The 24,348-nt window shown below is 63.2% G+C and carries 23 protein-coding genes and 1 pseudogene; 3 read left to right on the forward strand and 21 right to left on the reverse strand.

All coding sequences use genetic code 11. From position 1 onward, the window contains the following. Positions 1–8: 8 nt before the first annotated feature. From AC4FS3_RS21460 to AC4FS3_RS21520, 13 genes are all read right to left on the reverse strand, one after another. The gene (locus tag AC4FS3_RS21460; RefSeq protein ID WP_491022224.1) at positions 9–1,613 is read right to left on the reverse strand and encodes an ABC transporter substrate-binding protein; all 1,605 of its coding nucleotides are present in this window, start codon (positions 1,611–1,613) and stop codon (positions 9–11) included. A 22-nt stretch (positions 1,614–1,635) separates the two neighbouring features. Next, entirely contained in the window at positions 1,636–2,556 is a 921-nt protein-coding gene (locus AC4FS3_RS21465; RefSeq protein WP_198834907.1) for an ABC transporter permease, read from the reverse strand. After that, positions 2,556–3,449 carry an ABC transporter permease gene (locus AC4FS3_RS21470; protein WP_491022225.1) on the reverse strand — a complete coding sequence of 298 codons (894 nt, stop codon included), beginning with the start codon at positions 3,447–3,449 and terminating at the stop codon, positions 2,556–2,558. Before AC4FS3_RS21470 ends, AC4FS3_RS21465 begins: the two co-directional genes overlap by 1 nt. Continuing rightward, the gene (locus tag AC4FS3_RS21475) at positions 3,446–4,045 is read right to left on the reverse strand and encodes an ANTAR domain-containing response regulator (RefSeq protein WP_283179084.1); all 600 of its coding nucleotides are present in this window, start codon (positions 4,043–4,045) and stop codon (positions 3,446–3,448) included. Before AC4FS3_RS21475 ends, AC4FS3_RS21470 begins: the two co-directional genes overlap by 4 nt. Beyond that, positions 4,042–5,109, reverse strand: coding sequence for a transporter substrate-binding protein (locus AC4FS3_RS21480; RefSeq protein ID WP_491022226.1), 1,068 nt, complete (start codon positions 5,107–5,109; stop codon positions 4,042–4,044). The genes AC4FS3_RS21475 and AC4FS3_RS21480 overlap by 4 nt, the downstream gene beginning before the upstream one ends. 197 nt (positions 5,110–5,306) lie before the next feature. Further along, positions 5,307–6,485: an ABC transporter substrate-binding protein gene (locus AC4FS3_RS21485; protein WP_491022227.1), complete on the reverse strand. Its 1,179-nt coding sequence runs from the start codon at positions 6,483–6,485 to the stop codon at positions 5,307–5,309. A 66-nt stretch (positions 6,486–6,551) separates the two neighbouring features. After that, positions 6,552–7,568 carry a branched-chain amino acid ABC transporter permease gene (locus AC4FS3_RS21490; RefSeq protein ID WP_491022228.1) on the reverse strand — a complete coding sequence of 339 codons (1,017 nt, stop codon included), beginning with the start codon at positions 7,566–7,568 and terminating at the stop codon, positions 6,552–6,554. A 3-nt stretch (positions 7,569–7,571) separates the two neighbouring features. Further along, a complete protein-coding gene (locus AC4FS3_RS21495; protein ID WP_491022229.1) occupies positions 7,572–8,483 on the reverse strand; it encodes a branched-chain amino acid ABC transporter permease in 912 nt (303 codons plus the stop codon). Further along, the gene (locus tag AC4FS3_RS21500; RefSeq protein ID WP_491022230.1) at positions 8,480–9,217 is read right to left on the reverse strand and encodes an ABC transporter ATP-binding protein; all 738 of its coding nucleotides are present in this window, start codon (positions 9,215–9,217) and stop codon (positions 8,480–8,482) included. Before AC4FS3_RS21500 ends, AC4FS3_RS21495 begins: the two co-directional genes overlap by 4 nt. Continuing rightward, positions 9,214–9,966, reverse strand: coding sequence for an ABC transporter ATP-binding protein (locus AC4FS3_RS21505; protein WP_491022231.1), 753 nt, complete (start codon positions 9,964–9,966; stop codon positions 9,214–9,216). Before AC4FS3_RS21505 ends, AC4FS3_RS21500 begins: the two co-directional genes overlap by 4 nt. Then, the gene (capA, locus tag AC4FS3_RS21510; RefSeq protein WP_491022232.1) at positions 9,963–12,065 is read right to left on the reverse strand and encodes a caprolactamase subunit alpha; all 2,103 of its coding nucleotides are present in this window, start codon (positions 12,063–12,065) and stop codon (positions 9,963–9,965) included. The genes AC4FS3_RS21505 and capA overlap by 4 nt, the downstream gene beginning before the upstream one ends. Before the next feature lie 14 nt (positions 12,066–12,079). Beyond that, positions 12,080–12,538: a hydantoinase B/oxoprolinase family protein gene (locus AC4FS3_RS21515; protein WP_491022233.1), complete on the reverse strand. Its 459-nt coding sequence runs from the start codon at positions 12,536–12,538 to the stop codon at positions 12,080–12,082. After that, positions 12,538–12,894 carry a hydantoinase B/oxoprolinase family protein gene (locus tag AC4FS3_RS21520; RefSeq protein ID WP_491022234.1) on the reverse strand — a complete coding sequence of 119 codons (357 nt, stop codon included), beginning with the start codon at positions 12,892–12,894 and terminating at the stop codon, positions 12,538–12,540. The genes AC4FS3_RS21515 and AC4FS3_RS21520 overlap by 1 nt, the downstream gene beginning before the upstream one ends. A 254-nt stretch (positions 12,895–13,148) precedes the next feature. Between AC4FS3_RS21520 and AC4FS3_RS21525 the strand changes: the two genes are divergently transcribed. Next, entirely contained in the window at positions 13,149–14,093 is a 945-nt protein-coding gene (locus tag AC4FS3_RS21525) for an AraC family transcriptional regulator (protein WP_491022235.1), read from the forward strand. Positions 14,094–14,135: 42 nt separating this feature from the next. Here the strand turns inward: AC4FS3_RS21525 and AC4FS3_RS21530 are convergent, their stop codons facing one another. The 8 genes from AC4FS3_RS21530 to AC4FS3_RS21565 all read right to left on the reverse strand — a co-directional run bounded on the left by AC4FS3_RS21530 (position 14,136) and on the right by AC4FS3_RS21565 (position 22,245). Continuing rightward, positions 14,136–15,119, reverse strand: a complete 984-nt coding sequence (locus AC4FS3_RS21530) for a 5-oxoprolinase subunit C family protein (protein ID WP_491022236.1) — start codon at positions 15,117–15,119, stop codon at positions 14,136–14,138. Continuing rightward, positions 15,109–15,522, reverse strand: coding sequence for a hypothetical protein (locus tag AC4FS3_RS21535; RefSeq protein WP_491022237.1), 414 nt, complete (start codon positions 15,520–15,522; stop codon positions 15,109–15,111). The genes AC4FS3_RS21530 and AC4FS3_RS21535 overlap by 11 nt, the downstream gene beginning before the upstream one ends. Before the next feature lie 20 nt (positions 15,523–15,542). Then, complete coding sequence (locus tag AC4FS3_RS21540) at positions 15,543–15,833, reverse strand: hypothetical protein (protein WP_092902324.1); 291 nt, start codon at positions 15,831–15,833, stop codon at positions 15,543–15,545. A gap of 120 nt (positions 15,834–15,953) precedes the next feature. Beyond that, complete coding sequence (locus AC4FS3_RS21545) at positions 15,954–17,741, reverse strand: monovalent cation:proton antiporter-2 (CPA2) family protein (protein WP_491022238.1); 1,788 nt, start codon at positions 17,739–17,741, stop codon at positions 15,954–15,956. Positions 17,742–18,227: 486 nt separating this feature from the next. Then, positions 18,228–19,139 carry a methylisocitrate lyase gene (gene prpB, locus AC4FS3_RS21550; RefSeq protein ID WP_491022239.1) on the reverse strand — a complete coding sequence of 304 codons (912 nt, stop codon included), beginning with the start codon at positions 19,137–19,139 and terminating at the stop codon, positions 18,228–18,230. A gap of 3 nt (positions 19,140–19,142) precedes the next feature. Beyond that, positions 19,143–20,312, reverse strand: coding sequence for a bifunctional 2-methylcitrate synthase/citrate synthase (prpC, locus tag AC4FS3_RS21555; RefSeq protein WP_491022240.1), 1,170 nt, complete (start codon positions 20,310–20,312; stop codon positions 19,143–19,145). A 12-nt stretch (positions 20,313–20,324) separates the two neighbouring features. Next, on the reverse strand, positions 20,325–21,836 hold the full coding sequence (locus AC4FS3_RS21560) for an MmgE/PrpD family protein (RefSeq protein ID WP_491022241.1): 1,512 nt from the start codon (positions 21,834–21,836) through the stop codon (positions 20,325–20,327). Between the two features lie 28 nt (positions 21,837–21,864). Continuing rightward, positions 21,865–22,245, reverse strand: coding sequence for an acyl-CoA thioesterase (locus tag AC4FS3_RS21565; RefSeq protein WP_491022242.1), 381 nt, complete (start codon positions 22,243–22,245; stop codon positions 21,865–21,867). A 120-nt stretch (positions 22,246–22,365) separates the two neighbouring features. Between AC4FS3_RS21565 and AC4FS3_RS21570 the strand changes: the two genes are divergently transcribed. Both AC4FS3_RS21570 and AC4FS3_RS21575 read left to right on the forward strand, forming a co-directional pair. Further along, positions 22,366–23,772 (forward strand): short-chain fatty acyl-CoA regulator family protein, encoded by a 1,407-nt coding sequence (locus AC4FS3_RS21570; protein ID WP_491022243.1) that lies wholly within the window; start codon positions 22,366–22,368, stop codon positions 23,770–23,772. A 128-nt stretch (positions 23,773–23,900) separates the two neighbouring features. Further along, positions 23,901–24,205 (forward strand): annotated as a pseudogene (locus AC4FS3_RS21575) (transposase); the annotation flags it as partial. Positions 24,206–24,348: the final 143 nt, after the last annotated feature.

Here is a 24,348-nt window from a genome sequence, read left to right on the forward strand (position 1 = left end):
ATCCGTGCTCACTCCTTGATATAGACGTAATCGTAGTTGACCGGGATCGAGACCGGATCGACATACAGCGCATCCGCCCCGCCCATACGCGGCGATTTCAGCGTAAAGCGCTGTTCGTTGAACACCGGCGCCCAGGGAGCATCTTCCATCACGCCCATATAGACATCGGACCAGAGTTTCAGGCGCTCGTCGGCTTTCGCCGGATCAACGGTGCTGTCCGCTTTCGCCGCCATCGCGTCGAGACCCTCGTTGCAATATTTCGACCAGTTCCAGCCGCCTTCGACCGCGCCGCCACAGCCAAGGATCGGGCCGTAGAAATTCGAGGGATCGGGGAAGTCGGCAATCCAGGCCATGCCACCGGACCAGATCATCGGGGCCGTGCCCGCACCGCCAGCCTCGATCACATTGGCCTGGGCGAGCGAGCGGATATTCGCGGTGATGCCGATGGCTTTCAGATCCTGCTGGATCGCCTGCGCGATGCGCGGGTTCGGGTCGGTGTTCATCACGTAAAGCTCGGTCTCGAACCCGTCCGCGTAGCCGGCCTCGCTCAGCAGCGCCTTTGCTGCGTCGACGTCATAGGCATAGCCCGCATAGTCTTTGGTATAGCCGGGCATTGAAGGCGGCAGCGGCTGGTTTGCCGGAACCGCACGGCCATTGATCACCTGGACGATCCGGTCCTTATTGATCGCCATATTGACGGCGCGGCGCACCTCGACCTTGTCAAAGGGGGCAGCGGTGACATTCATCGTGACATAGCCGGTATGGAGCTGGCCGCCTTCGACCACATTCGCAGCCTGGGCCGGGTCGCTCATTACCTCGACGAATTTCGCGGGTGGGATGCCGTCGCCGGGAATATCCACTTCGCCGTTTTGCGCCCGCAGAAGTGCCACGACCGGCTCCTGGCCAACCTCAACCGTGAAGCTGTCGAGATAGGGAACGCCCGCAATCCAGTAATCCGCGTTTTTCTCGAAGACGAGACGCTGGCCAAGCGTCCATTCCGCCAGCTTAAACGCGCCGGTCCCGACCGGCTTCTTGCCGAAATCGGCGCCTTCTGCCTCGACCACCTCTTTCGGCACCACATAAGAGAAATTCAGCGCCATGACATGCAGGAAGGTCGCATCGGGACGCGACAGTCTGAACACTACCGTCGCGGCATCCGGCGCCGAGACACCCGTCAGCGCCGAACCGTCAGCGGCGGTGGCGTCAAAGCCGTCGATCATGCCGAAAAAGCCCTGGCCCGGCGATTGCGTTGCCGGGTTCACCACCCGGTTGATCGAGTAGACCACGTCTTCAGAGGTCATCTCACGGCCATTGTGGAACTTCACCCCGGGGCGGAGTTTGAATGTATAGGTCAGCCCGTCTTCGGAAATCTCATAGCTTTCCGCGAGGCCTGGGCGCAGCGTTGTGGTGCCCGGCTCATAATCCATCAGCCCGTCAAAGACCGATTTGATCATCGACCAGTTCTGCCAGTCATAGCCGATGGCCGGGTCGAGCGTCGCGACATCATCTTTGTAGGTCACGATCATATTGCCGCCCGGGGTGGGGGTCTCGGCCAGCGTCGGGCTCATCGCCATCATGGTGGCAAGGGCCGTAGAAAGGATCAGTTTTTTCATTGTTTCTCTCCTGTTGGTTTGGTCAGCGCAGTTTGATGCGCGGGTCGATAAGCGGGGAAATCAGGTCGGCAAGCAGATTGCCGATCACGATGGCGAAGGCCGAGACAAGCGTGACGCCCATGATGATCGGGATATCGACGCGCTGGATCGCCTGCCAGGCCAGCTGGCCGATGCCGGGCCAGCCGAAGACGCTTTCCACGACCACGATCCCGGACATGAAGATGCCGATATCAATGCCGATCATGGCGATCACCGGCAGGATGGCATTGGGGATGGCATGGCCAAGGATGATCCGCCCGCGGCCCAAACCCTTGGCCCGGGCGGTGCGGATGAAATCGGCGCGCAGCACGTCAAGCATCGAAGACCGCATGATCCGCGCATACCAGCCCGAACCGAGGATCCCCAAAGTCAGCGCCGGCAGCACCAGATGCGCGAATGTGCCATAGCCGCCAATCGGGAACCAGCCAAGCTTGACCGCAAAGACGTAAAGGAGCAGCAGCGCTACCACGAATTGCGGCGCGGATACGGTGACAAAGCTTGAGAGCATCAGCACATTGTCGAGCGCACGGCCCCGGTACAGCGCCGCGATGACGCCAAGGGTCAGGCCGATCACGAGCTCGCAGGTGATCGCGGCCAGCATCAGCAAGAGCGTCGCAGGCAGGCGCGAGGTGATCAGCGCCGCCACTTCGGTCTTTTGCAGATATGACCTGCCCAGATCACCTTGCAGCAGGTTCCACAGATAATGGCCATATTGCACGACGAAGGGCTGATCGAGGCCCAGCTGGCGCCGGATGCTCGCGACCGTTTCGGGGGTGGCAGAACGACCTGCGATCTGGCGCACCGGGTCGGCGGGCAGCACGTAAAGCAACACGAAGGTGATGAACGAGACCCCAAGGAGGATCAGCGCAGAGAGCGCAAGGCGGCGCAGGATATAGGCCAGCATCAGTCGCGCCCCTGTTGTGTCGGGTCGAGAATGTCACGCAGCGCGTCTCCGACCAGGTTGAAGGCGAGCGCGAGCAGAAGGATCGCGGCGCCGGGGATAAACACCAGCCAGGGTGCGGCCTGGAACCAGGTCTGGTTTTCAAAGATGATATTGCCCCAGGACGGGATCGGCGGCTGCACGCCCACGCCGAGGAAGGACAACGTCGCCTCCAGAAGCACGGTGGTCGAGATCCCCAATGTGCCCCAGACGATCAGCGTCGGCAGAAGATGCGGCAGGATGTGGCGAAAGAGGATCCGTCCATGCCCGGCGCCCAGCGTCTTTTCGGCTGCGATGAAATCGCGCTCGGCCAGGGAGGAGGTCTGGGTAAAGACCACACGGGCTGTCTGGACCCAGTTCACGAAAGCGATCACCAGGGCGACGATCCACAAAGACGGCTGAAAGATCGCGGCGAGGCAAATCGCCAGCAACAGCGCCGGAAAAGCCATCATCAGATCGGTGAACCGCATCAGGACCGTGCCGATGACCCCCCGGAAATAGCCCGCGGTGACCCCGACCAGCGTGCCGATGAACAAAGCCGCGCCATTGGCCACCAGCCCGATGATCAGCGAGGTCTGCGCGCCGTATAACAGCCGTGACAGCAGATCGCGGCCCAGAAGGTCGGTTCCGAACCAATAGACCGGTCCGGGCGGCAGCGGCGCGCCCTCAAGGGTCAGGCCGTCGAAAAACTGCTCATTCGGATCGAACGGCGCCAGCCAGTTGGCGAAGACCGCGCCGCCGACGCAGATCACGATGATCAGAAAGCCGAACAGCGCCAGTTTGCGCCCCATCAGGCGGCGCAGCACCGACGGCGCTTTATCGGCGGGCGCGGTTGCGATAGGGGCAGCGGCGGTCATTTGCGGTCCTCTTTGCCCGGGGCTTCCGCCCGGTGATTGGCCACCAGCCTTGCGGCAGCGATCTCAATGGTGACGCGCCAGGCCATGGCAGTCTGGCGCAAAAGCTCATAGGCCTCGGCTTCGGATTTGCCGCGCAGGACGAAGATCATCACGGCCTGGACCACGGTCTGCCGCGCCGAAAGCCGGTCTTCCAGATCGGCGATCAGCGCATCCGAGGCGCGCGCCCGGTCGTAATTCGCCCGCGCCACCAGAAGCGCTGCATAGACGCCCTTGTCGCTGACGGGTTTCAGAAGCTGCGCATGGGCGCCCATGGTCAGCGCCCAGTTCAGCCGCCCCGGCGCCTCGGACCCGATCAGCGCGATCATCGGCATGGGCGAGGCCCCCGGCGCCCAGGGGAATTGCTCATCATGGCCGGTATCGGCGTCGTAAAAGATGAAATCGGCGCTGAACGCTTCGGCGGGCAGATCGGGCCAGGCCTCGCGCAGCTCAAGCCCGATGACCCGGAGCTGGCGCGTCAGCCCCTGGATCGCGGGATGCGGCCGGTGCAGCACAAAGGCCAGCGCATTGCCGAGGTTTTCGGTGCGGAGCCGCGTCATGACACCACCCGCAAGATCGGGGCAGAGGGCAGATCGCGGTCGCGTGCGGTCAGATAGGGGTCGGCGGCGCGCGGCGCATGGCGCAGGATCTCGTGAAAGCGCCCCTCCCGGATCTGTGCGATCACCACCGGCTGTGCAGCGTGGAAATGGGTCGGATCGAGGCGGGAGCGCGCGCCCCCCGGCGCATCGCGAAGCAGGTCTGCAAGGCTCAGCCGCTCGGCCCCGGGGCGGCCATGCAACAGCCGCGCCAGCTCATGTACCGCACGGCGCGCCACCTCGGCAATCGAGCCGCCGCGCCCCTCGCCGGGCTCGAACCAGGGGCCGGCCGCGATCAGACCCTCGGCCCCGCCCTGGCTGCTTTCGATCTCGCATTCGGTGAAATTGCACGACAGCACCTGCAGCCGCGCCCCGGTCCTGTCGCGCAGATCCCGGAGCTGCGACAGGAAGGCATAATCGCTTTCCCCGACAAGGGAATTCAGGATGAAATCGGGCTGCGAGGCCGCGATCTCGTTGATGATATGACTGGAATCGCAATCCCCAAGCGCCAGATAGCGGTCGCCCGCCACCTCGCCGCCAAGCGCCGCGATCCGTTCGCGCGCGATCTGCGCGATCTCCCAGCCCCAGATGTAATTCGAGCCGACCAGATAGCCGCGCCGCCCGAGCGCGGGCAGCGCCCAGTCCAGCAGCGGCAGCAGATGCTGGTTCGGGCAGGAATGCAGATAGGCCACGCGTTCCGAGGCCTCGAACCCCTCATAGGGCAGCGGGTACCAGAGCACGCCGTCAAAGCGTTCCAGCTCGGGGATCACCTCTTTGCGGCTGGACGATGTGACACAGCCGAAGATATGGCGCGCCCCGGTTTCGCGCAGGATCTCGCGGCACAAAGGTGCATAGCGGTCGGTGCGGCCTTCGGGGTCGCGCCCGCAGACGCGGAAACACAGGTCGTAATCGGGGCTCGCATTGACCTCGGCCACGCCGCGCAACAGTCCTGCCCGGCTGATGACCGAAAGGGCGGCGTAATTGCCGCTCTGCGATTGCAGGATGCCGATATCGATGCTGCGTTTCATCACGCCCCAAAAATGCAAAAAACCCCGCGCCGATCTGCGTGGATAACGCGATCAGAACGGGGCGTGGCTGCCGGTATTTGACATAACGGTAACGCGGCTGCGATCCGAAGGGAAGCCGGAACCGGGAGGATACCGGCTTTCTTCGGTCTTTTGCGTAAATTTCGGGCCGAAGCCTGCGCTCCGGCCCGCAAAAGCGGCTATTTCAGCAGGGCATCCAGCGGCACGGGTTCCGAGATCGTCCAGGTGCCGACCACGGCCGGCTTGCCGTTTTCGGTGCCGATGATGCGATATTCGGCCTTGTTCTGGTGGTGCAGCTCGGCGGTGAAGGTGCGCGGGCCGAAGAGGGTCGGCTCTTCATTCATCTTCTCCAGCTCGGCGACAACGGCTGCGGTCTCGGTGGTGCCGGCGCGCTCGACCGCCTTTGCCCAGACGTCGATCATCACATAGCCCGGGAAGGTATATTGCGTCGCGGGCGGCGCGCCGGTGGCCTCTGCATATTTCTTCACGAAGGCGTTCACATCGGCGCTAGGGTCATCGCCGAAGACCGAACCCTGAGCCGGTACGTAGAAATTCGAGAGATCCGGCACCGCCGACATCCAGTAGCTGCCATCTGCGCCCGAGCCGTTCAGGAGCATCGAATTGATCCCTGCCGCGCGGATCTGTTTCACCGCCGAGACAAAGCCCGGCATCATCGAGCAAAGCATGATCGCATCGGGCTCTTCCGGCAGCGCCTTGATCCGCGAGATCTGTGCCGCGATGGAGGCATCGTCGTTCACGAACGTATCCTCGCCGACCAGCTTTGCCTCCGGCAATTGCGGCAGCATCCAGTCAAAGCCGTCACAGATCCCTTTGTTATATTCGGTCCAGGTGTCGAGCAGGCGGTAATAGCTCCGCGCGCCTTTTTCCTTATAGGACCATTCTGCCATGGTTGCGCCCTGGACCGGGGCCAGAACCGAGGCCGAAAAGCTGTTCGGCCCGACCCCCTGGATGCCTGCCTTCACCGATTCCGCACAGATGAAGAAGGAAATCACCCCGAGGCTTTCCGCCGCAAGTGCGGCAGGCGCGCCGAAGTCATAATCGCAGGAGACCACGACCAGATCCGCGCCCTGATCCACGACCGAAAGCCCGGCCTTCGCGCCCTCGGCCATATCGGTTTTGGTGTCAGCGGTCACCACCTCGATCTGTTTGCCCAGAAGGCCGCCCGCCTCGTTGATCTCCCTGATGCGGATCATCGCCGCGTCTTCGGCGGGCTTGTCATAGCCCTGCATGAAACCGGTCTGGGCGGTGGCAAAGCCCACCACGATCCGCGCGTCATCTGCCAGCGCCGGGCTGGCAAGGCAGGTGGTCGCGGCCAGCATGGTCATCAGTTTTTTCATTTTTAAGGCTCCCTGTTGCTTGGGTTGTCGCGACGGTTCAGCCATCGCCTGTCATGCCCCTCGCGGTCAGCGCCGCCTAGGGAGTTTCAATTCGCGATTGCCCATGATGCCGGAGGGGCGGAACATCAGGATCAGGATCATCACCAGGCCAAGCCCGATCTCCTGCACGCCACCGGGCAGCGCGAAGGTGGTGTCACCGATCTGCACTCCCGCCTCGAGCCAGCGCAGAGCCTGGATCAGGGATGACAGGATCAGCACGCCCAGCACCGCCCCCGACAATGACCCCATGCCGCCGACCACCAGCATCGAAAGCGTCGTGAAGGTGAGCCCCAGATAGAAGGAGTTCGGCGTCACCACCCCGATCGACAGCGCGAGCATGGCGCCGCCGGCGCCCATCACCGCGCCGGAAAGGATGAAAGCGATCAGCCGCGCGCGGGGGATATCAACACCCGATGCGCGGGCGGCGGTCGGCTCGTCCCGCGCGGCCCTGAGGATCAGCCCCTGGCGCGAGATCGAATAGGCCCAGGCCACGATCACGGCGAGGCTCGCGACCCCCAGATAGGGCCAGACCGAGCGGATGATCGGGATGCCGACAATCGACGAGGTGCCGCCGGTCACGCCCGACCAGTTGGAATAGATCGCATTGATCATCGCGAGCATCGCGAAGGTCGCAATCGAGGCGGCGATCCCGGATAGCCGCATCAGGATTGCGCCGAAAATGCCTGCCCAGAGCGCGGCGAGGCCAGCGGCGGCCCACCAGCCGATCTCCATGCTCATCAGCCAGTCGGGCAGGCCGGGCATGGCGTTTTTCTTCATCATCGGCCTGATCGTGGTCCAGGCCACGACATAACCGCCAAGGCAGGCAAAAGCGGCATGGCCGAAACTGATCACGCCCGAATTGCCGATGAAGATGTAAAGCCCGGTCACCAGCGTCACCTGCACCAGCATGTCGATGATCGTCTGGTTGAAGGGGCGCGACCCGACCGCCCAGGACAGGATCGCGAAGGCGACGAGCAGCAGGATCAGGATCACCGGGGTCGCAAGGGATCTGCGCAAAATGGTCAGGGAGGAGGTCAGACGCATGATTTACACCCTTTCCTTCATGCCACCTGCGCTCAGGATCCCCTGCGGGCGGAAGATCAGCACAAGGATCACCGCGCCATAGACAAAGGCATCGCGGAAGGCGCGGGCCTCGGGGGGCAGAAGTGCTTGCAAAAGCGTCGCGGTGGCGCCCAGCAAAAAGCCTGCAAGCACCGCGCCGGCAAGGCTGCCCATGCCGCCGATCACGGTAGCGATAAAGGCCATCAGCATGACATTGGCGCCCATCATGATATTGGCGGTGCCGGTCTGGCTGCCGAGGATCAGGGCAATGGCGCCGGCCAGCGCGCCGGAAAGCGCGAAGGCAACCATTATCACCCGGTTGGCGCGTACCCCCAGCATCCGCGCCATGGTGAAATTCTCGGCCGCCGCCCGCATCTCAAGCCCGAAACGGGTGCGGCGCAGGAAGATGGTCAGCCCAAGCAGAACGCCCACCGTCACGAGAATGGTGATCAGCTGCAACAGGGGCATGCGGGCGCCGAGGACGGTGACCGGCTGGCTCAGTTCGGGAAGCAGCGCGATGGATTTCGGCCGGCTGGAAAACAGCATCAGCAGGAAATAGCGAATGACAAACCCAAGTGCGAAAGAGGCGATCATCATGGTTGCCGGGTTGGTGTTGCGGAACCTGCGAAAGACGACCAATTCGCACAGGACCGAAAGCCCGGCTCCCATCGCCAGCACGAAAGGCACCAGCAGGAACCAGGGCAGATTGCCTGCGAAAACAATGGCGATGGCATCGACTGAAGGCCATAAAAGCGCGAAAACGCAAAAGGCGATCACATCGCCATGGGCGAAATTCACCAGCCGCATCACCCCGAAGATCAGCGCGATCCCCAATGCGCCAAGCGCGTAAAGCGAGCCCAGAGACAACGCGTCGAAGATGATCTGAAGCGCGCTCATACCTGTTCTCCATATCCGAAATAGGCGGCCTCGATGGCCTCGCTTTTGCCAGGTGCACGCGCGTCGCCGTCAAGCACGATCTCGCCGCCCCGCATCAGCATCATGCGGCCCCCGACCAGCATCGCTCGGGTCGAGCTTTGCTCGACGATCAGCAGCGTCAGGCGGCGTTCCCGCTGCAAAGCGATCAGGCGCTCGTAAACCTGATCGGTGATGTTCGGCGCGAGGCCGAGTGAGGGTTCATCAATCGCGATCAGCCGCGGATGCGTCATCAGCGCGCGCCCGATCACCAGCATTTGCTGCTGCCCGCCCGAAAGCAGACCGGCCTGGGAATGACGGCGCTCTTTCAGGATCGGGAAGGTCGCATAGACCGTCTCGAGTTCCGCTGCCGCCCGGGCGCGCCAGCCGTTTTCGCCCGAATGCATCCCGGTGCCGACCATCAGGTTTTCCTCGATGGTCAGGCTGGCGAAGACATCGCGGCCCTCGGGCACCATCGACAGCCCAAGCCGCGCGATTGTCTCTGGCGCAAGTCCGGTAATATCGCGCCCGGCAAAGTCGATGCGACCGCCGGCGGGCGGCGTCACCCCGGCAATCGCGCGCAGGAGCGAGCTTTTTCCCGCCCCGTTCGGACCGGTGATGAAGAGTACTTCGCCTTCTTCCAGGGTGAAGCTGACATTTCTGACAGCGGTCAGGCGGGAATAGCGCACCCCGATATCCGAGACCTTCAACAGGCTCATACCAGCGCCTCCTGAACTGGCAGACCGGTATCGGCGGCGGTGCCCATATAGGCGTGGCGCACCCTCTCGCTTGCGCGGATGGCGGCGGGCGGGCCGGTCTCGATCACGGCGCCGGAGTCGAGCACGACGATATGGTCACAGACCCCCAGAACAAGGCCGACATTATGCTCGATCAGCAAAACGCCGCAGCCCCGTTCGCGGGCGATGCGACGGATCAGGTCAGAGAGGTCCCGGGCCTCTTGGGCACTCATCCCGGCCGCAGGTTCGTCCAGCAACAGGAAGTCCGGCGCCCGCATCAAAGCGCGGCCAATGGCGACGCGGCGCTCGTCGGTATAGGGCAGGGTGCCTGCGATGCGGTCGGCCAGGGCTGATATGCCGATCCAGTCGAGCATCTCCCCGGCCTCGCGGATTGCGGCAGCGCGAGACAGCCCGAGGCCAAGTCCGGTGACTTCCAGATTGTCGATCACCGGCAGGTCACGAAACAGCCGGCCGCCCTGGAAGGTGCGGGCAACGCCGCGCCGCCGCAGCTCATGCGCCGCAAGCCCCGTGAGGCTGGCGCCGTCCAGAAGGACAGCGCCAGAGGTCGGGGCCTGAAACCCCGTCAGCACATTGACGAGGGTGGTCTTGCCCGCGCCGTTCGGCCCGATCAGCCCGAGGATCTGACCGGATCTGAGCTGAAGGCTGACCTCTGACAGGGCTTTAAGCCCGGCAAAGGCGACCGAAACCCCGTCTGCGCTGAGTTCGCTCATTTTGCCCCATTCCTTTGATGATCTGGCCCTTTGGTGATCAGATAGGACCCGCTTTGGTCGAGACTGGCCGTCCAGCCCGGCTCGATGACAATGGTGGTGGTGACTTCCTCGATGACGGCAGGGCCGGCGATACGGTCGCCCGCGCCCAGTTTCGCACCGTCATAGATCGGGGTTTGCACCCGGGTGCCGTCTGCCCGGAACACCGCATCACGGTGGGACCTCACCGCGCTGTCGGCCCCTTTGCCCGCCGCAATCGTCATCCGCGCTGGTTTGTCGACCAGCCCGTAAACCGTGCTTTCGATATTGACGACCTCGACCACTGAATGCGGCTCGGCATAGGTGTAGAGCTGTTCATGGCGGCGATGGAACGCGTCTTTGATCCGCGCGATGCTGGTGTCATCGACCACAAAAGTGTCGATTTCCACGGTGCATTCATGGACCTGGCCGACATAGCGCATATCGAGGCTGCGTTTGACCCGGCTGGTCGCCTGATCAAAGCCGTCCCCGCGCAGATGTTCAAGGCCCTGGGCCTCGATCTGGCCGAACAGCGCCTCGATCTTTGCAGGCGCGCCGGGCGCATCCAGCCGCAACGGCGAGGTGGCCATGTAATTGTATTTCACATCCGAGATGATCTGGCCAAAGGCGCAGCGCCCGGAGGCGAGTTTCGGCACCACGATTGTGTCGATCCCGATCGCGTCCGCCAGCGCCGTGATATGCGCCGCCGTGGCACCGCCTGCGCCCACCAGCACGAAATCGCGCGGGTCATAGCCGCGCTCAACCGTCACCCGGCGGATGCCATTCACCATATTGGCGTTGACGATGGTGAACATGCCGTAAGCCGCGCGCTCAACGCTCATATTCAGCGGATCGGCGAGCCGGGTCTTCACCGCCGCTGCGGCCTTTTCGGCATCCAGCGGCAGGCGGCCCCCCACGAGGCCCTCGGGGTTCAGATAGCCCAGCACCAGGTTCGCATCCGATACCGTCGGCTCGGTCCCGCCCTGACCGTAACAGGCCGGCCCGGGGCTGGAGCCCGCTGATTGCGGCCCCATCTGCATCAGCCCCATTTCGTCGATCCAGCCGACAGATCCGCCACCGGCGCCCAAAGTCTCGACCTGAATCATCGGCACCCCGATCCGGTAGCGCAGGAAGTCGATGTTTTTGTTGATATTGGTCGAGCCGTCTTTCGTCAGTGTGATGTCGAAAGAGGTGCCCCCCATATCGACGGTGATCACGTCTTTCCTGCCAAAGGGCGCGCAGACATATTGCCCCGCGACCGGCGCCGAGGCTGGCCCGGAATTGATCGCATAGACCGACCGGTCCGTCATCACCTGGCCAACTGCGAGACCGCCATTCGACTGGTAGTAGCGCACCGGTTGCTTTGCGCCGAGCGTGCGAAAGTAGCCGTCCACCGCCTCGACGTACCGTTTCATGATCGGTGCGAGATAGGCATTCACGACCGCCGTCGAGGTGCGGGTATATTCGCGCACCTGCGGGTAAAGCTCGCTCCCCAGTGTCAGGATCACGCCGGGCATCATCTCGCGCACGATCTCGCCGGCCCGGCGTTCGTGACCGGGATGCAGCACCGACCAGACGAAACTGATCGCCACCGTGTCGATCCCTTCGGCGCGGAAAATCTCGCAGGCGGCCCGGATATCGGCCTCGTTCAGGGGCACCCGCACTTCGCCCGTCGAAAGCACGCGTTCGCTGATGCCGCGCCGCAGGTAACGCGGCACCAGCATCGTCGCGGGCGGGTATTCCGGGTCGTAGCGGTAGCCGTCTTCCTTATGGCCCAGCCGGATTTCCAGGCTGTCTTCATGGCCGGCGGTGCAGATCAGCCCGGTTCTTGCACCCTTATGCTGGATCAGCGCGTTAAGCCCGACGGTCGTCCCATTGATACAAAGATCGCAATTCGGGATGATCTGATCGGCGGGCACGCCGAGCTCCTCCGCGATGATCGCGAGGCCGTTTTTGATGGCGAGCGTCGGATCCTGCGGCGTGGACAGTGCCTTGAAAAGCCGCACCTGCCCGGACCTGTCGGCCAGCACGAAATCGGTGAAGGTGCCGCCGGCGTCGATGCCAAGTCTGTATTGAGATTTCACAGTTTCACCCTCCCTTATTTCGCAGCCTGGGCACGACGGGTCGCGCGCAGGGCTTCGGTTGCACCCCTATCCACGCTCAGCGTGTCAGGGTCAGAGATGATGACGCCGTAATCCTCCTTCGCGCCCCGGATTGAGACGAGGCCGTTTTTCACGTCGCTGACGACGCTGGCGACCGCGCGCTCCATCGGGTCGCCATAGCCGCCGCCGCCCGGGTTCTTGTTGGTGATGCGGTCACCAGGTCTGATCACCTCGATGATGTTTTCGCGGATGGTGGTCTCAACACCGTCCTTCACCAGTTCCAGCCGCCCGACCTTTGTGTCGATAATGGTCGATCCCGCACCTGCTGCACCCACAGCCGGGATGCGCCGTCCCTCGCCAAAGGTGATGAAGGTCATGTCGTTGTTCAGAGGCTCCACCTCCCAGGCGGTGCCGGACCCGCCTCGGAATTTCCCCGCGCCGCCGCTGTCTTCCATCAGCGAATAGCGGTGGATGATGATCGGGTATCGATCGCGTGGCTGCCACCCCAGGCCGGATCGTTATGAATGAAAAGATCACCTTCATTGATCTCTCCGTCGAAATATTTCGCCACCACCTTCATCGCCGGGATCAGCGATCCGAGATGGATTGGAATATCCTGGCCCTGAAGGATCATCTCGGGCCGGTGATTGAAGAGCGCCGTCGAATAATCATGTGCCAGGTTGAAAACTGAAGACCGCGCGGTCTTTTCCAGTGAAAGCGTCATTTCACGCTGTGTGGTCTCAAGGATACCGCGCACCACGGAAAGAGTGATCGGGTCAACCTCGATCTGTTTGCCTGTGGGATCCGTCATTGCAGAACCTCCCGTTGGAGGCCGCGCAACAGGGCATCGTTCGGGCGGAATGCCCGGCCGAATCGAGTGATCTCCCTGTCACGCGGCGTCTGTTGCACCGCTGTAGGGCAAAGGCTAATGCCGCTTTTCGCGCCCTGTCTTTGCTGCCTGCGCATGGAGTTTTGCGTCTGAGTGCGCCGCATCACCGGTCTGAGACGCCAGGCTTTACAGGGGATTTTCCCCATGGCCTGATGATCGGAACGGGGAGCACAATAATGAAAACCACCATCACGACCGAAGGAGTCGACCTCGCTGGCAGGAGCCGCCACTGGCACGACACCATCGCGCGTGCCTATTTCCCGCTGGACCTGGCTTTCCGGCGCCCCGAGGCCTTTGACGGGGTGATCACCAACTGGCAGCTGGGTCAGGTCTCGCTCTCGCGGCTGACATCCGACCCGCTTTTGTACCGCCGCCTGCCGCGCCATTTCCGCGAGCCGGGGCCAGAGGAATATCCGATCACCATTCCGGCGCGATCCGAGGTGCGGTTCAGCCAGGGCGGCAAGCAGATCCGCGCCAATCCCGGTGCCTGGTTCATCGAACGCAGCCATGAACCCTATGATTTCAGCCATGACGATCCGGCCGATCTCTGGGTGATGAAGGTGACGGCCGATATGCTCGGCGGTCGCATCCGCGCGCCCGACCGGTTCTGCAGTCTGGAATTCGATGCGACCAATGGCGCGAGCGGATTTTTCACCGATATGGTCCATCTGATCCCTGCCCGTTACGACACGATGAGCGACGAGACTCGCGCGACCGTGGGACGACAGCTCGCGGATCTGCTGGCTCTGGCAATCCAGGCTGATGACCGGGTGATGCAGTCGGGCGTGTCTTCGGTCCGGGCCGGTCATCTGATGCGGATCGAGGGCTTTGTGCGCCGCCATCTCGACGACCCCGATCTGGGGCCGGACAGGGTGGCGGCGGGTTGTGGCATATCGGTGCGCTACCTGCATGAAGTCCTGCGCGACACCAACACCACGCTTGGCGCCTGGATCCGCGATATGCGGCTGACGGCGGCGCAGGAGGATCTGGCGACCCCCGGCGACCGGCGTTCCATTGGTGAAATCGCCTGGACGCGGGGCTTTCCCGATCAGGCGCAATTCTCGCGCGCCTTTCGGGCGCGGTTCGGCATGACCCCGAAACAGGCGCGCGGGCGCGGTTGAGGCGGGGGCTCTGTTGATCATGTTGCGCCCCCGCTCCACCCTTCAGCGCCCGAGATGCGCGCGCAGCCGCGCCAGCGCCGCCTTACGGTCATCACGCGCGGCCAGCGCCTGATCCATCGAGACCTCGGTGAACCGCGCGGGAGAATGCGGCTGCAACTGGCCGATCAGATCCATATCTGCCGAGATGACGCATCCCAGCATCATATAACCGCCGCCTGAGACCGCATCGCGGTGCAGCACGATGGGTTCGGTCCCGCCCGGGACCTGGATCGAGCCGTAAGGATAGCAGGCATCAACGATGTTCGAGGGGTTCGACCCCGCGCCAAACGGCTGCGCGCGGGGCACGAAATCCAGCGCTGTGCCGCCTTTGAACCGATAGCCGATCCGGTCCGCCTCGGGCGCGACCTTCCAGGTATCTGCAAAGAACTGTTTGCCCGCCTCCGCCGTGATGCGGTGCCAGTAAAGTCCCGGCAGCATCCTGAGTTCCGCCGGATTGCCGGGCTGACGGCGCAGCGCCTCCGGCACCGATCCTTTACCGCCCGTGCCCTTGCCGCCCGTGCCCTCGCCAAGCGGCAACTCGTCGCCGGCTTTCAGCGCCCGCCCCTCATGGCCGCCAAGTGCGCCGAGCGTATAGGTCGAACGCGAACCCAGCATCAGGGGCACATCAATGCCGCCCGAAACCGCGATATAGGCCCGCGCGCCTGATTTCAGGAAACCGAAGGACAGCCGGTCGCCGGGTCTGACTGGGAATGCCTCCCAGGTCGCGAGCTCGGCGCCGTTCAGTTTGGGCGGCAGATTGGCGCCGGTGATTGCGACCGTCGCAGCCGTGGTGAATTCCAGCTCCGGCCCCATGAAGACGGCCTCGAGCACAGCCGCGCTTTCGGCATTGCCCACCAGCATATTGGCGGCACGCAGCGCAAACCGGTCCATGCCGCCCGAAAGCGGGATGCCGAGATGGTAATAGCCGGGCCGGCCAAGGTCCTGGACGGTGGTCGACAGGCCGGGGGTGATGATCTTAACGGCCATTGAGCGCCTCCATCAGCCGGGCTTTGGTGCCTGCCATATCCCTGTTGTAATCCGAGAGGCTGAAACTGGTCTGGCGGATCACCGGCTCGAACCGGTTCGCGTCCACCTCTTCGATCGCCGCGTCATACTGATCGCGGGTCACCGGCTTCCATTTCACGATATCGCCGGGGCGGAAGAGGCACATCTCGTCCTTCAGGTAATTCACCTTTTGCGCCGGGTCATAGATCGGCATCGGCGTGACACCGAACATCTGATACCGGCCCTGGTCGCTTGAAGGGCAGCGGATCGAACAGCGCCCGGTCGCCGAAGGGGTGCCCAGCATGGATGTCGGGCTGAGCTGGTCGAAGGGCAGGGCGCTTTCGCCCCCCGCCCGGGTGTTTCGCGCCTTTCTCGGGCTGGCCACCGGGGGCGGCAGCTGAGATCTCAGCGGTTGCTGTCGATCCAGCGCGACAGGAGCTGACGGTCGCGGAAGCATTCATCCGGCACCGCGCGATGTTTGATCCGGGCAAGCTTTTCAGCGAATGCGACCTGTTTCGAGGTCGGCTGATTGTCCTGCACTGGCTTCAGCCCCGCCTGCGCCTCGATCCAGGCGCTGAGACTGCGGCGATCCTGCTGAACCTCCCAGGGCAGGAGGGTCTTGTTGCGCAGTGCCAGCGAGCGGGCATAGGCAATCTGGCGCGGTGTCACCGGCATGATGAAACTGGCAGCTTCCATAGCGGTCTCCCTTCTGTTCATAAAGATGAAAATAGAACATAAAGGGAACAGTTTCAAGTGTGACCCTGATCGGACCATCTGAGGGCCCGATCAACACTGCGCGAGGGGTAAACCGGCGCGTCAGTGATGCGAGGGCGCATCCTTGTTGCCCTGGATCAGGCCCGCACCCGCCGCGAGGCCTTCGGTGAAGTCGATGGCGAGGCGCTGGATGTCATTCGCCCACACATCCTGCATCAGCTCATCGGCCTCTTCCGGGGTGTCGCCCAGCCGCACCAGTGCCGCGCGGCCAAGGGCCAGCGCGGAATCGCGGGTCTCCCGGATCTGGAAATCGGCATCTGCCTTCATCAGCGCAACCGCATGTTCCCGGTCCCAGGCGCGGGCGAAGACCGGCACCAGCGGGAATTCGTGTTTCACCAGTTCGACGATTTTCAGCGTGGCCTCGCGGTCATCGGTGGCGGCGACGATCAGGCTCGCCTCTGCCGCGCCGGCATTCCTGAGGATGTCCAGGCGCGTGCCATCGCCATACCAGACGCGGAAGCCGAAATCAGCCGCATCGCGGATCACCTGCGCATCGGAATCGATGATCGAGACCGTATAGCCGCGCTTCAGCAGCGGCTGGCTGACCATCTGGCCAAAGCGGCCAAAGCCGATCAGCAGGATATTGGCGTTAAGGCCGCTTGCTTCCTCGACCCCTTCCATCGAAACCACGGCTTTCGGCGAAAAGCGGTCAAAAAGGATCATCATCAGGGGGGTCAGTGCCATCGAGCAAATGACAATCGCGGTCAGGTTCGCGTTCCATTCGGTCGTCAACACCCCGACCTGTGTCGCGGTGGCATAGAGCACGAAGGCAAATTCACCGCCCTGGGCCATAACGACCGCGCGTTCCCGCGCCTCGGCTCTCGGCGTTTTCAGAAGCCGCGCCACGCTGTAGATCACCAGCATTTTCAGGATGATATAGACGGGGACGCAAAAGGCGATCAGCGCCGCATTCTGGCGGATCACGGTGAGGTTCAGCGCCATCCCGACCCCCATGAAAAAGAGGCCGAGCAAGAGGCCCCGGAAGGGTTCCACATCGGTTTCCAACTGGTGGCGATAGCTCGATTCCGACAGGAGCACGCCCGCGAGGAAGGCGCCCATCGCCATCGAAAGCCCGCCCGCCTGCATCAAAAGCGCCGCCGCCAGCACGACAAGCAGCGCGGCCGCCGTCATCACATCGCGCCCGCCAAACCGCGCCAGAAACCCAAACATCGGATCAAGCAGATAGCGCCCGGCCACAACCAGCACCACGATACAGCCAAGCCCCGCCCCGATGTCCTGCACCCGGTCCAGCACTGTGGCTTCCTCGGCGCCCGGCGCGATAAAGGCGACGATCGCCAGCAGCGGCACGATGGCGAGATCCTCGAGCAAAAGGATCGAAATGATGCGCCGCCCGGCCGGGGTCTCCATCTGCCGCCGCTCGGACAGCATCTGCATGACGACCGCGGTCGAGGTCAGCACAAAGCCGGTGCCCGCGACAAAGCTCGCCGAGGCCGGATAGCCAAGCGCCAGCCCGACGCAGGTCAGCACTGCAATGGCCCCGACCACCTGGATCAGCCCCAGCCCGAAGATCTCGCCGCGCATCGACCAGAGCCGCGAGGGCTGCATTTCAAGCCCGATCACAAACAGAAACAGAACAACACCGAGTTCTGCGACATGAATGACGGCCTCGGCATCCTCGATCACCCTGAGGCCGAATGGCCCGATCAGAAGCCCCGCGGCAAGGAACCCCAGGACCGAGCCAAGCCCGAGCCGCCTGAACAATGGCACCGCGATCACCGCCGCAGCCAGAAGAATGACAATGGTGGTCAGATCGACCCCGCCGCCGTGAAGCGCAGCCGCGTCGGCCGCCCCTGCCACCTGTTCCGCCATCTGCGGTTCTCCTGTTGCAATCGTAAGCCGAGCCACAACCATTCGGGCAACGGATCACATACCTGTGACCGGGGAAATGTTAGCTGTATTCCAGAGACACGGCGAGAGAGATTTCACCGGCGCCGCGCGGAGCATCGCAAATGTGTCTGAAGACGCTGTAAACGGTCGCGTTGTCGTGGCAGGTGCCGTGGCGGTGCATGGAATGCGCGCGATGATGGGCTCGCAGGGCTCCCATAGCGCGCCCTTCGGCTTGCGCCACCAGGCCGCCCTGTGCGGAGCAGCTCGGATGATATCAGGTCTTTGCCAGGTTTACATCGACCAGCCGCTCAGACTCCGGTACGGAGGTCGATGACCACAGCGGGCCAGCCAGATCCTTCCTGCGTGAAGCTTTGATCAGGGTGTCGCGCGGAAATATGTGCCTGACCCGCATGGCGGTCTTGCCTCCTGACCTGAAAGAGACGCCGCCCCGTTGCGGGCGGCATCCTGTCACGATGGCTTTGGCAGCACCGACAGGGCGATACTGCGGTCCAGCGCCTCGAAAGTGTTGAGGCGAATCACATTGTAAAGCTCGGCCCTTGTCTGCATCTCCGGGATCATCGCCGTCGTCGCCCCGTCACGGGCAAGCGCCGCAAAGAGCCGTTCCTGCGCCTTGTTCGCAACGCGCAGCGATGAAACCGGCCAGATCACCATATCATAGCCGAGCGCCTCGAATTCCTGCGCGCTCAAAGCGGGCGTGCGGCCAAACTCGGTCATATTGGCAAGGAGCCTCACCCCGGGCAGCGCCGCCCGCATCTCGCGAAACATCTCGATACTGGTCAGTGCCTCGGGAAAGATCGCGTGGGCCCCGGCTTCGACATATAGCTTTGCCCGCGCAACCGCGCCCTCCAGCCCCTCTGACGCCACCGCATCGGTGCGGGCGATCACCACCAGATCGCGCGCCGCCCGGGCGGCGGCGGCAATTTTGGCGGCCATATCCGATGCCGGGGCGAGTTTTTTATCGTTCAGATGGCCGCATTTCTTGGGCAGAAGCTGGTCTTCCAGATGCACAGCCCCTGCCCCCGCCTCTTCAAACACCCGCACCATATGCATGACATTAAGTGCCTCGCCATAGCCGGTATCGCCATCGACCAGCAAAGGCAGACCGGTGGCCCGTGTGATCTGGCGGATGAAAAACGCCACTTCATCAACCGTGATAATGCCCAGATCCGGCAGCCCCATGGAGGCGGTCATCGCCGCACCCGACAGGTAAAGCGCATCGAACCCCGCCGCCCTGGCCTGTAATGCCGCCTGGCCATTATGCACCCCCGGAAGCCGCAGGATGCCGGGTCGGGCGAGCGCCGCGCGGAACCGTGTGCCCGCAGGGGCATCGGGAAGCTCATCTGCGATAAGATAGGGCATCACTCAGGCCTCCGGTGCAGCCAGGAAACCGCCGCGACGGTCCAGAGGCTGAAAGCTGCGATTGTCCGGCCCGATGTAATTGGCCGAAGGCCGGATGATCTTATTGTCGAGCCGCTGCTCGATCACATGCGCCCCCCAGCCCGCAGAGCGCGCGATGACAAAGATCGGCGTGAACAAGGCGGTTGGTACCCCGAGAAGATGGTAGGAGACCGCCGAATACCAGTCGAGATTGGGGAACATCTTTTTCTCGTCCCACATCACCATTTCGATCCGCTCGGCAATGTCGAACATCCGCGTGGCCCCCGCAGCCTGCGAGAGGTCGCGGGCGACCCGCTTGATCACAACATTGCGCGGGTCGGAAATTGTATAGACCGGGTGGCCAAAACCGATGATCACCTCTTTGGCGGATACCCTGGCGCGGATATCGACCTCGGCCTCATCGCCGGTGGAATACCGCTTCTGGATCTCGAAAGCGGCCTCATTCGCGCCACCATGTTTCGGCCCGCGCAGCGCGCCGATGGCGCCTGCCACCGCCGAATAGACATCCGACCCGGTCCCCGCGATGGTGCGCGCGGTAAAGGTCGAGGCGTTGAATTCATGCTCGGCGTAAAGGTTCAGGGTTGTATGCATCGCGCGGATTTCCGCATCCACCGGGCCGCGCCCGTGCAGAAGATGCAGGAAATGACCTGCAATTGTCTCATCGTCCGTCTCGACCTCGATCCGGCGCCCGTTCAGCGCGAAATGATACCAGTAGAGCAGGATCGAGCTTTGCACCGCGATCAGCCGGTCGGAGATATCGCGGGCCCCGGGCAGGTTGTGGTCATGTGCTTCGGGCAGCACGCAGCCCAGCGAAGATACCCCCGACCGCAGCACATCCATCGGATGGGCCGCAGCCGGGATCGCCTCAAGCGTTTGCCGCAGGGCGAGGGGCAGCCCGCGCAGCGCTTTCAGCTTTGCCTTGTAAGCGGAGAGTTCCGAGGCACTGGGCAAAGTGCCGTGGATCAGCAGATGGGCGACCTCTTCAAACTCGCAGGCCTCGGCGAGGTCGAGAATGTCAAAGCCCCTGTAATGCAAGTCATTGCCGGTCTGCCCCACGCTGCATAACGCGGTATTTCCAGCCACAACGCCCGAGAGGGCCACGGATTTCTTTGGCTCCCTGAACTCGCCGCTCATCGCTTTCTCTCCTTATGACCAGTCAAAAATGCCATGCGGGCGGGGGCTTCCCAGCCGGTCTGCGCGCACGGTGAAATTCAGCTGCCCGAGATCGCCGGCTTTCAGATCGGCCAGCGCCTCGGCAGTATCGAGGAAGCGCTGCTGCTCTGCTGTGGCGATGATCCCGTCCGAGAGCGTGAGGAACTTGCGCACATAGTTTTCACGCAGGAAGGGGCGCGCCCCATCCGGATGGGCATCTGCGAGCGCCAGGCTGTCTTCGACCACCCGACCGTCTTTCAGGGCGATCACGACACGACCCCCAAAAGCCTTTTCCTTCGGATCCGGCGCATGGTAGCGGCGGGTCCATTCCGGGTCTTCACGGGTGCTGATCTTCTGCCATAGGGCCAGGGTGGAGAGGCGACTGGCCCGCTCCGGCGCGTAGGACTGCTCGTGATGCCAGCCGCCATCTTCCAGCGCGACCGCGAAGATATACATGATCGAATGGTCGAGCGTCTCGCGCGAGGCCTTCGGATCCATCTTCTGCGGATCATTCGCGCCGGTGCCGATCACGTAATGGGTGTGATGGCTGGTATGGATCACGATGCTGTCGATCTGGCTCAGATCGCCCACCTTTGGCCCCATGCGCCGGGCAAGGTCGATCAGCGCCTGGCTCTGGTATTCTGCCGAATGCTCTTTGGTATAGGTGTCGAGGATGGCGCGTTTCGCCTCGCCCTTGCCCGGCAGCGGCACCTGGTAGCGGGCGTCAAAGCCCGAGAGCAGCCAGGCGATGAAGCCGTCTTCGCCTTCCCAGGCGGGGGAGGGCGCACCTTCGCCGCGCATCACCCGGTCGACGGCCTCGATCGCCATCTTGCACGCGAATGCCGGCGCAAAGGCTTTCCAGCTGGAAATCTCGCCCTTGCGCGACTGGCGGGTGGTGGTGGTAACATGCAAAGCCTGTTGCACGGCCTGGTAGATTGTCCCGGTCGTCAGGTTCAGAAGTGTGCCAATCCCGGCGGCAGCTGACGGGCCGAGATGGGCGATATGGTCGATCTTGTGTTCATGCAGGCAGATGCCGCGCACCAGGTTGACCTGGATTTCATAGCCAGTGGCCAGCCCCCGGATCAGATCGGTGCCCGAGCGCCCGGTATGTTGCGCTACCGCAAGGATCGGCGGAATATTGTCGCCTGGATGCGAGTAATCCGCCGCCAGAAATGTGTCGTGGAAGTCGAGTTCCCGCACTGCCGTGCCATTCGCCCAGGCCGCCCATTCCGGCGAGACTCGGGTCTGGGGCGAAAGGCCGAACACGGTCGCCCCGGGCTGCGCAGGATGGCAACGCGCCTGGGTCCGGGCCGAAGCCACCGGACGGCGTGCAACCGAAGCCGCTGCTACAGCCGCATTGTCGATGATCCGGTTGATGATCATCTCTGTCACCTCGGGCACGACAGCGACCGGATCTGCAGCAACTTCGGCGATCTTCCAGGCCAGCTGGTCTTCGCGTGGCAGATGTTCGGCGGATTTCCAGCTCCGCAGTTCATGGGTGATCATCGTCTTGTCCTTTCAGAAAATTTGCGGGTCAGGAAATTTCATGGCCGACCGGCACCGGCCGACCTGCCTCATCCACCGCCACCATCTCGAAACGCCCGGAAAGCGCCGGGCGCGCGCGGGCGCCACCGATGGACCGCGCCTCGGCTTCCACCTCGACTGACATCGACGAGCGCCCGGTCCGATTGACCCGGGCCACCAGTTCCAGCATCTCTCCAACCTGGATCGGGGTCGCGAAGTCCACCCGGTCCGATCGTGCCATCACCACTTTCGCCCCGGCATGACGGCTGGCGGCGATGAAAGCCGCCTTAGCCATCAAGGCCAGCGCATTGCCGCCAAACAGCGTGCCGTAATGGTTAGCCTGTTCAGGGAAGATCATCTCAATGGTGCGGATCTCGGTCTCTGTATTCATGATGGCGCCGCCTTCGCAAGATTAGCAAAACTCTCTTTTCACATCGGAGGTGCTCAGATAAACTACTGAAAAGGCGTTATTTTGCTAATGAACGCCTTGCGAATTGCGAAGGTTGCGAAGATGAGCAAGATCTTTATGGGCGTGCGCTTACGGCGCCTGCGCGAAGAACGCGGCCTGACCCAGGCCGCGCTCGCGCGCACGCTGGAGATCAGCCCGAGCTATCTGAACCAGATCGAACAGAATATCCGTCCGCTGACAGTGCCGGTTCTGCTGCGGCTGAATGCCTGTTTCGGCCTTGATGTGCAGCTTTTCTCCGATGCCGATGAGGCGCGGCTGATCACTGACCTGCGGGCCGCGCTCGCCGATCAGGGGGCACCGGCCAGTACGGCCGAGTTGCGGGAACTTGCCAGCAATATGCCCGAAGTCGCACGGGTGCTGATCTCAATGCAGCGCCGCCTGCGCGAGACATCCGAGCGCGCCGATCTTCTGGCGGGTCGGCTGAGCGCCAACGGAACAGGTTCCAGCCCGGCGGCGTTCGAGGCGGTGCGCGACTGGTTCTATGAACGCCGCAATTACGTCTCTGATCTCGACGAGGCCGCCGAGGCAGTGGGTGAAGCGCTGCCCACGGGTCGCCTTCTCGCGGCTCTGACGGAGCGGCTGTCAGAGCTGCACGGCGTGCGGGTTACCGAACAGACAGGCGCAGTTTTGCGCCGCTATGACGCGGGCAGGGGGGTGATCACGCTGGCCACCCATCTCGCCTCGGGTCAGCGCGCCTTCCAGCTGGCGACGCAGCTTGCTCTGCTGGAGGAAGATGCGACGATCACACGGCTTTCCTCGGCCGGGGACCTCGCGGCCGAGGCCCGCAACCTTCTGAAGATCGGGCTGGCGAATTACTACGCCGGGGCGCTGATCATGCCCTATCACCGCTTTCTCGCCGCCGCAGAGGAGCTGCATTACGATATCGAGCTGCTCGGCACCCGATTTGGTGTGGGGTTTGAGACGACCTGCCACCGCCTCTCGACCCTGCAACGACCTGGCGCGCGGGGGGTGCCGTTTTTCTTTATCCGGGTGGATCGTGCCGGCAATATCTCGAAACGGCAATCGGCGACCGATTTCCATTTTTCGCGGATCGGTGGCTCCTGCCCTCTATGGAACGTCTATGATGCCTTCTCGCGTCCGGGCGAGATCCTGCGCCAGGTGGCGCAGATGCCGGACGGGCGCAGCTATCTCTGGATCGCGCGCGAGGTGAGCCAGGGGTCGGGGGGCTGGGGTGCGCCGCAAAAGACCTTTGCCATCGCGCTTGGCTGCGACCTCGCCCATGCAGACCGACTGGTCTACGCCCGTGGCCTGGATCTGCGCAATGCGGATCTGGCCGTGAAAATCGGCCCCGGCTGCAAGGTCTGCGAGCGCCCCGGATGCCCGCAGCGCGCGTTCCCGACGCTGGGTGTGCCGTTGAACACAAGGACCTCAGTGACCCGTTTCGCACCTTACTCGGGCGAGGCAGATGATGCACCCTCACAGCAATGAAATGCGAGCGTCAGGAGGGGGAATTGCAGTATCTCTCCCTGCGTCAGGCCGGCATCGCCCCCAGTGACGTTTCCCCCTGCCGCTCATCCATTTTGACGTAGCCTCTTGCCCAACCGAGAGGACCAGAGATGACGCGCAGCTGGTTCACCGAAGATCAGATCATTGGTATTTTGAATGAGCATGAGGCTGGGATTTCCGTTGCCGATCTTTGCCGCAAGCATGGCGTCAGCGATGCCACCGTTTACAAGTGGCAGGCCAGGTATGGTGGTATGAATGTCAGCGAGGTGAGGCGGCTGAAGGGGCCAGAGGTGGAGGAGGATCAGGAAACGATCCGGGGGATCGTTTTCCCGGCGAACGGAATGCCCGCCTGAAGCGGCTGCTGGCGGATGCGATGTTCGACAATGCTGCGCGGAAAGATCTTCTGGGAAAAAAGTGGTGACGTAGAGCCATGAGCCGCCACTGGTTCGAGGCCATGGCGATACCGGAAAGCGGCAAGCGGTCTGGACCTGCTCCGGTTCTGTTCCGGTGAGATGCTCATGTTAGGCGGCCCATTGTTCGAAGGCCACGGGTGATTTC

Source organism: Pseudogemmobacter sp. TB195, assembly GCF_058313095.1.